Source organism: Amycolatopsis sp. VS8301801F10 (assembly GCF_046195355.1).
Lineage (GTDB): Bacteria > Actinomycetota > Actinomycetes > Mycobacteriales > Pseudonocardiaceae > Amycolatopsis.
In genome coordinates this window covers 7,954,707-7,966,863 of record NZ_CP176065.1, presented here as the reverse complement: position 1 = coordinate 7,966,863, position 12,157 = coordinate 7,954,707, and the positions used below count along the sequence as shown (strand labels likewise).

Annotated in this window: 13 protein-coding genes; 4 read left to right on the top strand and 9 right to left on the bottom strand. The window is 72.0% G+C overall.

Translation table 11 applies throughout. The annotated features are described in order from the left end of the window. Nucleotides 1–475: 475 nt before the first annotated feature. The gene (locus tag F9C11_RS36500; protein ID WP_409181902.1) at nt 476–1,039 is read right to left on the bottom strand and encodes a DUF3000 domain-containing protein; all 564 of its coding nucleotides are present in this window, start codon (nt 1,037–1,039) and stop codon (nt 476–478) included. Nucleotides 1,040–1,718: 679 nt separating this feature from the next. Here F9C11_RS36500 and hemE point away from each other — a divergent pair. The 4 genes from hemE to F9C11_RS36480 are packed head-to-tail and all read left to right on the top strand — an operon-like array spanning nt 1,719 to nt 6,320. Beyond that, a complete protein-coding gene (hemE, locus tag F9C11_RS36495; RefSeq protein ID WP_409181901.1) occupies nt 1,719–2,801 on the top strand; it encodes a uroporphyrinogen decarboxylase in 1,083 nt (360 codons plus the stop codon). After that, a complete protein-coding gene (hemG, locus tag F9C11_RS36490) occupies nt 2,798–4,207 on the top strand; it encodes a protoporphyrinogen oxidase (protein ID WP_409181900.1) in 1,410 nt (469 codons plus the stop codon). Before hemE ends, hemG begins: the two co-directional genes overlap by 4 nt. 46 nt (nt 4,208–4,253) lie before the next feature. Next, nucleotides 4,254–4,946: a hydrogen peroxide-dependent heme synthase gene (hemQ, locus tag F9C11_RS36485; protein WP_409181899.1), complete on the top strand. Its 693-nt coding sequence runs from the start codon at nt 4,254–4,256 to the stop codon at nt 4,944–4,946. Nucleotides 4,947–4,952: 6 nt separating this feature from the next. Then, a complete protein-coding gene (locus tag F9C11_RS36480) occupies nt 4,953–6,320 on the top strand; it encodes a CoA transferase (RefSeq protein ID WP_409181898.1) in 1,368 nt (455 codons plus the stop codon). A gap of 521 nt (nt 6,321–6,841) precedes the next feature. On the opposite strand, the gene F9C11_RS36475 is transcribed toward F9C11_RS36480, so the two are convergent. The 8 genes from F9C11_RS36475 to F9C11_RS36440 form a co-directional block, all read right to left on the bottom strand. Then, entirely contained in the window at nt 6,842–7,621 is a 780-nt protein-coding gene (locus F9C11_RS36475) for a TIGR04222 domain-containing membrane protein (RefSeq protein WP_409181897.1), read from the bottom strand. 101 nt (nt 7,622–7,722) lie between these two features. Continuing rightward, nucleotides 7,723–8,049 (bottom strand): hypothetical protein, encoded by a 327-nt coding sequence (locus F9C11_RS36470; RefSeq protein WP_409181896.1) that lies wholly within the window; start codon nt 8,047–8,049, stop codon nt 7,723–7,725. Further along, nucleotides 8,046–8,849, bottom strand: a complete 804-nt coding sequence (locus F9C11_RS36465) for a DUF692 domain-containing protein (RefSeq protein WP_409181895.1) — start codon at nt 8,847–8,849, stop codon at nt 8,046–8,048. The genes F9C11_RS36470 and F9C11_RS36465 overlap by 4 nt, the downstream gene beginning before the upstream one ends. Further along, complete coding sequence (locus tag F9C11_RS36460; protein WP_409181894.1) at nt 8,842–9,294, bottom strand: hypothetical protein; 453 nt, start codon at nt 9,292–9,294, stop codon at nt 8,842–8,844. The genes F9C11_RS36465 and F9C11_RS36460 overlap by 8 nt, the downstream gene beginning before the upstream one ends. Before the next feature lie 24 nt (nt 9,295–9,318). Further along, on the bottom strand, nt 9,319–10,269 hold the full coding sequence (locus F9C11_RS36455; RefSeq protein WP_409181893.1) for a TIGR04222 domain-containing membrane protein: 951 nt from the start codon (nt 10,267–10,269) through the stop codon (nt 9,319–9,321). Nucleotides 10,270–10,368: 99 nt separating this feature from the next. Then, complete coding sequence (locus tag F9C11_RS36450) at nt 10,369–11,277, bottom strand: TIGR04222 domain-containing membrane protein (protein WP_409181892.1); 909 nt, start codon at nt 11,275–11,277, stop codon at nt 10,369–10,371. 104 nt (nt 11,278–11,381) lie between these two features. Beyond that, entirely contained in the window at nt 11,382–11,810 is a 429-nt protein-coding gene (gene msrB, locus F9C11_RS36445) for a peptide-methionine (R)-S-oxide reductase MsrB (protein ID WP_409181891.1), read from the bottom strand. A gap of 19 nt (nt 11,811–11,829) precedes the next feature. Then, on the bottom strand, nt 11,830–12,135 hold the full coding sequence (locus tag F9C11_RS36440; RefSeq protein ID WP_116206679.1) for a hypothetical protein: 306 nt from the start codon (nt 12,133–12,135) through the stop codon (nt 11,830–11,832). Nucleotides 12,136–12,157: the final 22 nt, after the last annotated feature.

Sequence of the window (12,157 nt, the reverse complement as noted above, 5' to 3'; positions counted from 1 at the left end):
ACGATCGGAGTATTGCTAACGACTGACGATCGGGCCGCGATGCACCAGAGTTACCGGCAACGAAACGGGCGTGCAGATGGCCCGTGCACCTGCGGGTGCTGCCGGAGCCGGGCTGCCGCCCCGGCGGTCCGGGTCCGGAAATGCGCCCCGGCCGGGGCAAGATCATTTTCTTTCATGTTTTGCCGCGCGCTCCGTCCGGCGGCCGATGGCGCGGCGGAGGCGCCGGACAAGGCTCCGGAACCGTGTCGGTGCTGGTTACCGGGGGTTCACTGGCTGTGATCGCACCCGGCCACGAACGTGCGGCATCCGGGGCAGCGGCCCTCGCGGTCCACGATGGACGGTCGGCGGCGCTCGCCGGGAAGCCGCGCCGAAGATCTCCGCGGGGCGCTCGGGACGCTCGGATCCGCCCGGGAAGGCGCGTTCGTGCGCGTGCAAGCGCCGCCGGGAGGCTGCCCGACCGGGTGAACTTGGGAAATCAGGAGCTCTGCCGCTGCTCGAACAGCGTGACGCCCACCGGCGGCAGCCCCACGACGCTCGCCATCACCTGGCAGAACGCGAGCCCGTGCGGGCCGAGCGCGGCGTCGGTCGGGGTCCAGGACGCCCGCAGTTCGAGGTCGTCGGTGCGGGCCGGGCCGGAGATGTCGCCGAACCGGGCCGAGGACGTCTCGGTGACGGTGCCGCCGAGCGCCTTCCACGACGCCCCGGAGGCCTCCAGCGCGTCGGTGAGCCACGACCAGCCGACCGCGGGCAGGAACGGGTCCGTGGCCAGTTCGCGGTCGAGTTCCGCGCGCACGTACATGACCAGCCGCAGCACGCCGTCCCAGCCCTCCTGGCCGTCCGGGTCGTGCAGCAGCACCAGCCTGCCGGACGCCAGCACGTCGGCGGGCCCGGAGACGTCGCAGCTCACCGCGTAGGACCACGGCGCGAGCCGCTGCGGCGCGCGCATCGTCTCCAGGCGGATCTCCGGGCGCGGCCGGACGGCTTGCAGCGCCGCGACGGCTTCGCGGAAGAGATCGGGCACTGGCGTCATCGCGGTCACGCACCGACTGTAGGGCGGCGACGCCCTGTTGCGGACGCAGGCGCGCCGAGCGAGACCCAGCCGCGACTCGGCGAAGGGCTCCGGCCGACCTCTTCGCGGTGCCCGCCGTGCTTAGTTTGGCCTCTGCTCGTCCATGCGGGACCGCACGCGCCGCGCGAGGGTTCCCCGGCCCGGTGCGGGGCATGCTCGGTGGGCGTGGGTTTGCCGGCGCGGTGTGGGGGCGCGTTCGGCGGGTGTGGGTTCCCCGGCGCGGTGCGGGGCGCGCTCGGCGGGTGTGGGTTCGCCGGTCCGGTGCGGGGCACGTTCGGCGGGTGTGGGCTCGCTGGCCTGGTGCGGGGCATGCTCGGCGGGCGAGGGTTTGCCGGTCCGGGGCGGGGCGCGCTCGGGGCGCGAGGGTTCACCGGTTCCGTGCGGGGTTTGTCAGCCCGGCCTTGCCTTCCCGCTGGATGGCTTTCCGTCCTGCCCGCGCGATGGCTCTCCGTTGCTCTCCTCCGCCCCGTTCCATAGCGACACGGGGCGAACACCGCGTCCAGGGCGCGAGGCATCACGAATGCCGCTTCGCAACCAGATCTGCACTGCCGAATTCGCAGCAAGCCACGCGCGAGGCCATCGCCAGGAAACCGGGGCCGGGGCACGATGGGCACGGGGCGGCCCGGGACTGTCGGACCCGCGTGGGACCATGGGGTTCGTGCCTCAGGTTTCGCCCGCGCCCGTCGGCGCCCCGTCCGTTTCGCCCCGTCGCGCCCTGCCCGGCTCGGCTTTCCTCGCCGCCGCGCGCGGGGAGCGGCCCGCGCGCGTCCCGGTGTGGTTCATGCGCCAGGCCGGTCGTTCGCTGCCGGAGTACCGTGCGCTGCGCGAGGGCGTGCCGATGCTCGACGCGTGCTTCGACCCGGAAATGCTCGCCGAGATCACCCTGCAGCCGGTCCGCAGGCTCGGCGTCGACGCGGCGATCCTCTTCAGCGACATCGTGGTCCCGCTCAAGGCGGCGGGCGTCGACATCGACATCGTGCCCGGCACTGGCCCGGTCGTGGCCTCGCCGGTGCGCGACGCGGACGCGGTCCGTGCGCTGCCGAAGCTCGAACCGGAGCAGGTCGGGAAGGTCGCCGAGGGCGTCCGGCTGCTGGTGGAGCGGCTCGGCGAGACGCCGCTGATCGGGTTCGCCGGCGCGCCGTTCACGCTGGCCAGCTACCTGATCGAGGGCGGCCCCAGCCGCAACCACGAGCACACCAAGGCCTTGATGCATTCGCAGCCCGAGGTCTGGCACGACCTCGCCGCGCGGCTCGCGGACATCGCCGCCACGTTCCTGCGCGCCCAGCTCGACGCGGGCGTCGACGCGGTGCAGCTGTTCGACTCGTGGGCCGGTGCGCTGTCCGAGCGCGACTACCGCGAGTTCGTGCTGCCGCATTCGGCCCGAGTGCTGGCCGTGGCCGGGGAGTACGGCGTGCCGCGGATCCACTTCGGTGTCGGCACCGGCGAGCTGCTCGGCGCGATGCGCGAGGCGGGCGCGGACGTGGTCGGCGTCGATTGGCGGATCCCGCTCGACGTGGCGGTCCGCCGGCTCGGCGGCAACGTGTCGGTGCAGGGCAACCTCGACCCGGCGCTGCTGTACGCGTCGTGGCCGGTCCTGGAGGCCGAGGTGCGCCGGATCGTCGAGGAGGGCCGCGCCGCGCGCGGGCACGTGTTCAACCTCGGCCACGGCGTGCTGCCGGGAGTGGACCCGGAGGTGCTGAAGCGCGTCGTCGACCTGGTGCACTCGCTGTGAAGCACGTCGCGGTCGTCGGCGGCGGGATCTCCGGGCTGGCCGCGGCGTACCGGCTGCGGCGGCTGCTGGGCGACCGGGCGCGGATCACCGTTTTCGAGAGCACGGCGGCGATCGGGGGGAAGCTGCGCACGGCGGAGGTCGGCGGAGTCAGCTACGACGTCGGAGCCGAAGCGTTCCTCGCCCGGCGGCCCGAGCTGGTTTCGCTGGTCGAGGAGGTCGGTCTCGCCGATCGCCTGGTGCATCCGACCAAGGCCCGCGCCAAGATCCACGCCGGCGGTTCGGTGCGGAGCTTGCCGCCCGGCACCGTGATGGGCGTTCCGGCGTCCGCGGACTCGGTCGCGGGCGTGCTGTCCGACGACGGACGGCGCGCGGTCGAGAAGGAACGCTCCCTCGGCCCGGTCGATCTGGGCGAGGGCGATGTGCCGCTCGGGCCGTTGCTGCGCACGCGCTTCGGGGACGAACTGGTGGACCGGCTGGTCGACCCGCTGCTGGGCGGCGTGTACGCGGGCGGCGCCGACGGCCTCGGCCTCCGCGCGACGATGCCCGGCCTGGCCAACGCGCTCGAAGGCGGTGCGGGTTCGCTCACCGAGGCAGCGTCGTCGTTGCTGCCGAAAACGCCGGGCACCGCGCCGGTGTTCGGCACTCTCACCGGCGGCCTGCGGGATTTGCTCGACCGTTTGCTGGAGCTTTCCGGCGCCGAGCTGCGCACTTCGGCCACGGTCCGCTCGCTGACGCGCACCCCGTCCGGCTGGCGGCTCGAGTTCGGCGCTGCCGCACCGGCGCACGCGCCCGCCGACAGCCCGGTGGACGCGGACGCGGTGCTGCTCGCGGTGCCCGCGCCGGCCGCCCGGAAATTGCTCGACGGCGTCGCCCCGGCGGCCTCGACCGCGTTCGGCGAGGTCGAACTGGCGTCGATGGCGGTCGTCGCGTTCGCGTTCCCGCCGGGCACGGAATTGCCGGACGCGTCCGGAATCCTCATCGGCGCGGGGGAGCGGGACGCGAAAGGCGTGCCGTACGCGGCCAAAGCTTTCACGTTTTCGTCGAACAAGTGGGCTCACCTCGGCAGTGCCGGACCAGTGCTGGTGCGCGGTTCGGTCGGCCGGTTCGGCGAGCCCGGCGCGTTGAACGGCGACGACGACGCACTGGTCGCGGCGGTCCGCGACGATCTGGCCCGGCTCGCCGGGGTCACCGCGAAGCCGATCGACACCCTGGTGACGCGGTGGGGCGGCGGCCTCCCGCAATACGGCACCGGGCACCTGGAGCGGGTGGCGCGGATCGAGACGGCAGTGACGGACGTCCCAGGCCTGGCCGTGGCGGGCGCCACGCTGCACGGCGTCGGGCTGCCCGCCTGCGTGGCCACCGCCGACGCCGCCGCCCGGCGGATCGCGGAGCAGCTCTTCGGGTGACGGAACCCCGTGGCGACCGCCGGGCGGGCAGTGCCAGGATGGAGTCATGGCGCGGCTGAACTACAACGAACTCAACGACACGATCCGCTACACCATGTGGTCGGTCTTCCGGATCGAACCGGGGAAGTTGGGGGAGGACCGCGGCGCCGCCGGCCGGGAGACGGCCGAGTACCTCGACGGGCTCGAGGCCAAGGGCGTCGTCGTCCGGGGCGTGTACGACGTGTCCGGCCTCCGTGCCGACGCGGACTTCATGATCTGGTGGCACGCCGAGGAGATCGAACAGGTCCAGGCCGCCTATACCGGGTTCCGCCGCACGCCGCTCGGCCGCGCGTCCACGCCGGTCTGGAGCCAGACCGCGCTGCACCGGCCCGCCGAGTTCAACAAGAGCCACGTGCCCGCGTTCCTGGCCGGCGAGGAGGCGCGCAAGTACGTCTGCGTGTACCCGTTCGTCCGGTCCTACGACTGGTACCTGCTGCCGGACGAGGAACGCCGCAAGATGCTGGCCGACCACGGCAAGGAGGCGCGGGACTACCCGGACGTGCGCGCCAACACCGTCGCGTCGTTCGCGCTCGGCGACTACGAGTGGATCCTCGCCTTCGAGGCCGACGAACTGCACCGGATCGTCGACCTGATGCGCCACCTGCGCAATACCGAGGCCCGTCGCCACGTGCGCGTCGAGATCCCGTTCTACACCGGCACGAAGGTGCCGCCCGCCGAACTCGTCGCGGCTCTGCCGTAACCGCCGGTGCAGGACGTACTCGCCGGGGCCTGGCATTCGCTCGCCGGGGAACCGCTGCCCGCCGTGTCGTTGACCGGCGACGAATCCGTGCTGCCCGGGCATTTCCGGGTCCCCGCAGCCGCGACCGCGAGCATCGCCGCGGCCACCCTGTCCGCTGGCGAACTGCTGCGCCTGCGCGGCATTGATCCGGGCACGGTGTCGGTCGACACCCGGCACGCCGCCGCCGCGTTCCGCAGCGAGCAGTTGCTGCGCATCGACGGCGAGCCCGGGCCAAGCCCGTGGGGCCGTATCGCGGGCGACTACCGCGCCGCCGACGGTTGGATCAAGCTGCACTGCAACACCTCGCGGCACGAAGCGGCGGTCTGCTGGGCGCTCGGCGTCCCGGCGACCCGCGAAGCGGTGACCAAGGCCGTGGCCGGCAAGTCCGCCGCGGAGGTCGAATCCGCCGTGGTGACCGCGGGCGGCGCGGCCGCGTTGATGCGCTCGCGCGAGGACTGGCTGGCGCACCCGCAGGGCCAGGCCGTCGCGGAACTGCCGCTGGTCGAGCTGAACCGGATCGGGGACGCACCCAAGCGCACCCTGTTCGATTCGGACCGCCCGCTGGGCGGCGTCCGCGTACTGGAGCTGACCCACGTGCTCGCCGGCCCGGTCGCGGGCCGAGTGCTGGCCGCACACGGCGCGAACGTGCTGCACGTCGGCGCCGCACACCTGCCGCGGATCCCCGTGCTGACCATGGACACCGGCCAGGGCAAGCGCTCGGCGTTCATCGCGCTCGACACCGAGGGCGGGCGCGCGAAGCTGAAGAAGCTCATCGCCCGCGCGGACGTCCTCCTCCAGACCTTCCGCCCCGGCGCACTGGCCCGCCTCGGCTTCGGCCCGGAGCAACTCGCGGAGTTGCGCCCAGGCCTCGTAGTGGCCGACGTGTCAGCGTACGGCTGGACCGGCCCGTGGGCCCGCCGCCGCGGCTTCGACAGCCTCGTGCAGATGTCGTCCGGCATCGCCGAGGAGTACGCCACCGACGCCCCGGCGCCGCTGCCCGCCCAAGCGCTGGACCACGCAACCGGCTGGCTGACCGCCGCCGCCATCATGACGGCACTCCGCCACACCGTCACCGACGGCGGCACCTGGCACGCCCGCCTGTCCCTGGCCGGCACCGGACACTGGCTGGATTCGTTGGGCCGCAAGGACCCCGAACCGTCCGAAGTGGACTACACAGACCTGCTCGAGACGGTCGACAGCGACTTCGGCCGCATGACCCGGGTACGGATGGCCGGAGAACTGCCCGGCGCGCCGCCGCACTGGGACCACCCGTCACACCAGCCCGGCGCGGACACCGCGGTCTGGTCGCCGGTGGTGCCTCAGCCGGTCTCGTAGGCGCGGACAGCGTCGTAGGTGCCGCGCGGGTCGCGTGCGCTGTGCTGGTGATGCCTGGACAGCTCCGGGAATGCCGCGCTGGTCCTGTGACTGCTGCAGCCGTGGTGATGCCGCGCCCGGTCTGGCGGCTGCACTGCCGGTGTCGTGAGTGCAGTCGTTCCAGTGTGTGCCGCGCCGGTTCGTGCAGTGCGGCCGTGAGTGCCACGTGGATCTCGCGTGGGGTACCGCCGTGCTGCGCCGGTCCCGCGGCTGCTGCAGTCCCAAGGCACGCCGCGCCGGTCTGGCGGCGGGACCGCCGGTCTTGTGAGCGCAGTGGTCCCAGCGTGTGCCGCGCCAGCTCGTGCAGTGCAGCAGCCAGTTCCGCGCGCTGCCAGTCCCTAGGGCACCGCGTCCACCTAGGCACGCGACAACCGCCACCCCGCCGACCCCGGCCCGCTGCGCGACCCCGCGGTTTCGCCGCTGCCGGGCGTGCCAGCGAGGCACCGATGCGCGACCTTCGCTTTGGCCCCGCCGGTCTCCGGCTAAATCGGCATAAGCCCCCCGGAGATCCGCTTGTCCGGATAAGCCGCCAGCCCGCTCAGCGCGACCAGTTCTGCCGGTCCCGTGTTCTGGCCTCCGGAAGCCTGCTGTTCGGCGCGCGCGAGGACCGTCGTCCCCGCGGTCGTCGGCGGCAGCGAGCTGACCTTCCGCTGGCCGAACTTCTTCGTGATCCGCTGGCTGCCGACGAGGCACAGCCAGAGCGCCAGCCCGACCTCGGCGAAGACGAGCAGCACCAGGACGTTCAGATGAGACCGGCCGACGTCGTAGACCAGCCGGGCCACCCCGGCCGCCAGCACGACCACGGCCACCGCGGTCAGCGTGTACCCGAGGCCCGTCATCGGCCTGCGCCTGCTGACCAGCTGCCGCTGGACCAAATCCGTTTCCAGCGCCCGTATCGCGGGCTTGAGCGCCGAGGAACGCGCGATCCACGACGCGAGACGTCCACGGCCGGCCGCCTGGTGCACGGCTTGTTCGAGCGGCGGCGACACCGGTGGCGAGCCGACGGAGACGACCTCGCCCGACGACCCGACCTGCAGCTGTCCGCGCGCGAGCAGCGCCGCGATCGCGGTCTCGACCACCCGCGGCCGCCCGTCCGCCAAGTACGCCACGTCGTACACGTCGCGCGGCACAGCAGCCGACTCCGGCGCGGACGCCTGTTTCGCCAGTTTGTCCTTGCCAGTGGCCAAAATGCTCACCAGGCCCGCGGCGGTGGCCACGTAGACGAGCAGCATCGGGCTCAAGGCAGCCCAGAATCCGTTCACGACAGGTTCCCTCCCTCCCGGTCCGGCAGAGATCGGATAACACCGCCGTAACCAGACATGTCGTCAGCGTAGCCAGCACCACCGACAAAACCGGAAGAGGCTCAGCGCCGAAACCACCTGCGCCGGGGTTTGGGCAGGTCACCGCGGGCGACGAGCCACTCCGCGAACGCGTCGGCGTACTCGCGCGCCCGAACCGAAGTCGTTTTAGGACGCTCCGCGGCATAGGCGTCGAACAGCGGGCGATACCGCGTGCCCAGCGTCTCCGGCAGGTCCGGCCGCAGGTACGCCACCAGCCGCCGCCGTTTGGCGAGCAGGACGTCCGCCTCGATGCGCAACCGCGAGGCATCGAAACCGGACGGCGGCTCAGCCCCGGTCAACAGGCTGTCCAGCAACGCAGCCTGCCGAGCCGCCAGTTCTTCCCGGCTCACCGCGTCACCGCGGTCCGCAACGCGACCAGTTCGGCGGCGAGTTCGGAATCGGCGGGATAGTCGTCGTCGCGTTCCAAGAGGACACCCGGCGGATCCGTGCGTCGGCGCAGTTCGGCGAGCAGATCCAGCACCTCTGGCAGCACGGGATGCGCGTGCGTGTCGTGGTAAACCCCATCGCGCTCTACGCCGCCCGCCATGTGCACATACGCGAGCCGTTCCCACGGAATCCCGTCCAGGAACGCCACCGGATCAGTGCCCACGTTGCGCGCGTTCGCGTACAGATTCGCCACGTCGATGATCAGCAGGCAGCCGGTCCGTTCGGTCAGCTCGGTGAGGAATTGTTCCTCGGTCAGCTCGCTTTCCGGCCATTCCAGCAGCGCGGCGATGTTCTCCAGCGCCAACGGCACGTCCACAATGGACTGAGCGAGCCGGACGTTGTCCACCAGCACGTCCAGCGCCTCGCGCGTGCGCGGCAGCGGCATCAGATGCCCGGAATCGAGCCCGCCCGCGCGCACGAAGCACACATGGTCGCTGGCCAGCGGAGCGTCGAGGACCCTCGCCAGCTCGGCCAGGTGCTCCACGCGCGCGGTGTCCAGCGGCTCAGCCCCGCCCAGCGACAGCGAAACCGCGTGCGGCAACACCGGCATCCCGCGGTCCTTCAACGCCAGCAGGCTTTCCGGCAGGTGCGGAGCGTGCAGGTTCTCCGCGACCACCTCGACCCAGTCGACGCCCGGCAGCCGTGCGATCGACAGGTCCAGTTCCGGCCGCCAGCCGATGCCGATCCCGAGCCGGTCAGCCATCGCACCCACCTCCGCCTCCGGACAACGTCTCCACGCCGCTCTTCAACGCCAAGCTTGTCGCATGGTCGGGGTACGGTGCGAACCCGCCCAGCGAAGCAGCACCGACCAGCAACGCTCCGGACTGCGCCCGCAGGACGTTCAACCCCGCAGTCGGCCGGTGCAGCCCAGAGCCGTTCACAGAGCGCACCAGACCGACCACGAAGCCCAGGCCCACTCCCGTCGCGAAGCGGGCGGAGGCGACCGCGACCAGACCGCGTTGGCGCAGTTCGTTCCCGATGCTTCGCACCGGTGCGGAGACCGTCAGCGCCGCGCTCGCTGGGTGACCGCCAGCAAGGTACGCGAGCCGATAGACGTCGAGCGGACAGTGCGGCGGCCAGACCAGCGTCAAGGCCAGCGCGGTCCCGTAAATCACCAAGAGCTGCGACCCCGAGAGCGGCTCGTGCACGGCGTCTCCCTTCTCAACGCTGGGCTATCCGCCGCAGCCGCCCCCGCCGCCGCAACTGCTGCCTCCGCCGCACGAAGACCCGCTGCTGCACGAGGAACCGCCGCTGCTGCACGACGATCCGCCGCTCGAACCGCCGCCCCCGGCCCAGGCACTCCCGCTGCCGCTGAGCAGGGCCGTGCTCATCTCGTCGTCCGGGTACAGCGCGATTCCGCCGAGCGCCACCACTGCCGCGGCCCCGACGAGCAACGCTCCCTTGCCGTTCTGGTCCGTGGCAGCGAATTCCTCAGGCCGCTGCTCCGCAGCCTTCGCCTCTTCGCGCGCCCGCACCACGATCGCGTGCCCCGCGTCGGTCGCCTGGGCGGTCTTCGAGCCCTTTCGGACCGTGTAAGCGATCAATGCCAGGATCCCGGTTACGAAGAGCAGCCCGACCAGACCGCCGATCGGCCGGTCCAGCTGTGCTCCGTTGACCGCGCGGACGATGCCGATCAGCAGCAGCACCCCGTACGCGACCACTGTGCCGACGCGGAAGCCGTCCAGCCCGTCGCCGGCGGCGAGCAGCCCGCGCCGCTCGAGGTCCTCGCGGATTTTCTCCACTTCCGGCCGGACCGCCGGCGACCTCCGCACCGTGGCGACGGTTGCCGTACCGCCCTGTGCGGCGTCGTGCACCGCGCGCTCCAGTCGCTTGCGGGACGGTCGCTTGCCGATCGCGCTCAGCTTGCCCTTGCTGTTCACGCGCAGCAGTTCCTGTTCCAGCAGCGTCGCGATCGCGGTGTCGACCGTGCGGTCCGCTCCGCCGGCCAGGTAGGCGAGCTGGTAGACGTCCGGCCGCAGCGGCGGCTCGACGGTGGCGGGCGCGTTCCGCTTCCGCGACCGCGCGATCGGCGGCCAGCTCACCTGCACGAGCAGCACGACGGCCAGTGCCAGACCGTAGATCAGCAGGAATTGCGGTCCCGAGATGCCCCACGGTTCGTCCACGGCTTCCCCCTCTTCTCCACGTTGCCGGAACCCTAACCGGCCGGTCGCCCGATGCTGTCGGCAGAACTGACGCAACCGATGCCCGGTTCGTTCCCCGGTTCAGCTGCTGCCCCCGCCGCACCCCCCGCCGCCACATCCGGAGCCGCATCCCGAACCACCGCAGCCGGACCCGCAGCCCGCTCCGCCGCCGCAGCCCGATCCGCAGCCGGCGGCCCAGTACCCGGCCGCTCCGGCGAACCCGCCCGTGACGCCGGTTCCCGCGATGGCCGCCCCCGCCTGCCGGGTCGCCGGAAGCCCGCGAAGCAGCGCGACCCGCAGTTCGCGATCCGGATGATTCGAAAGCCCGCCGACCGCGACACTCCCGGTCAAGCCGCTCAGCAGGCTCTGGTCCGGCCACGCCGCTTCGGCTGCCGCACGTCCGGCGTCGGTCGGCCGGATCCTCCGGGCAGCCCGGCGGCGGGACAGTGCGGCAAACGTGAACCACCCCGGCAGCAGCACCGAAATCAGCACATAGCCGTTCAGCCAGCCGACGAAAGCGGCCACGCCGGCCGCCGTCAGCACGGACTCCCCGATCGCGGTCCGCTTCCACGCTCTCCGCAGCGCCTGGCCGTCGACGAGCAGGCCGCGCTTAGTGAAGTCGTCGACCATCTCGCGGACCGTGTCGCCCCAGACGAGACCGCGCAGCACGGTCGCGATCCCGACTCCCGTACCGGTCAGCTCGGCGGCTTCGCGGCTCAGCGCGTCGGACGGTTCGGTGGGCGTGCGGTACAGCCGCCCCACGGAATCCGCGCGCAACTGCTCCCGCTCCAGCATCGAGGCGATCGTCGTTTCGGCGACGCGGATCGGCCCGTTCGTCAGCAACGCGACCTGCGCCGCGGACGTCAGCCGGGTTTCGGGATGCCTGCCCCGGTGCAGCCGGGCGGCCGTCCGCCGCCCGAACCGCCAGCAGACCAGCGCCAGCACGAGGATCAGCGCGGCCGGCAGCGCGCGTTCGATCGTCCAGTCCATCGCGGTCCCCCTCCGGATGAACAATCCACGCTACCCGCCTCGCCGGGGTTGCCGCCGGACGAAAACCGCCCTCCCCGGGACGGGAAGGGCGGCATCAGCGGACGTCAGGCGTCGGAGTCCGGGACGAGCTTCAGGGAAATCGAGTTGATGCAGTACCGCTGGTCGGTGGGGGTCGCGTAGCCCTCGCCCTCGAACACGTGCCCGAGGTGGCTGTGGCACGAGGCGCACAGCACCTCGATGCGCCGCATGCCCATGGTGCGGTCCTCGCGCAGCAGCACCGCGTCGGAGTCCGCCGGGTCGTAGAACGACGGCCAGCCGCAGTGGCTTTCGAACTTCGTGTCGCTGCGGAACAGCTCCGCGCCGCAAGCCCGGCACTCGTACACGCCGGTGGTCTTGGTGTCGGTGTACTCGCCGGTGAACGGCCGTTCGGTGCCGGCTTGCCGGAGCACCGCGTACTCCTCGGGGGCAAGCTGCTCCCGCCATTCCTGGTCGGACTTCACCACGCGCGGAGTGGTGCCGACGACGGGTTTCATACCTTTCACCCTTCCCACGTTACCTGGAGAGAAAAGCGACCGTGTGCAGCGCGATGTCCCAGGCGGTGACCAGCAGTCCGAGCACGATCAGCACCACGACCAGCGCGGACACCCAGTAGCGGAGCCCTCCGGTACGGGTGCTGGAATCGGCGAAGTCGGCGACCTGGTCCAGGCACGCCTCGACGGTGAAGGTCGGCCCGGTGCGCTCCATCCGGTCGAGATGGGCGGCGAACGCACGGGCCTCCGGGTCGTACGGATCCAGCCCGACCAGATCCTCGTGGAACCGAGGATTCCAGCCCGGCGGCAGAGCTCCGTTCTCGGCCATGCCTCAACGGTAGGCTATTCGC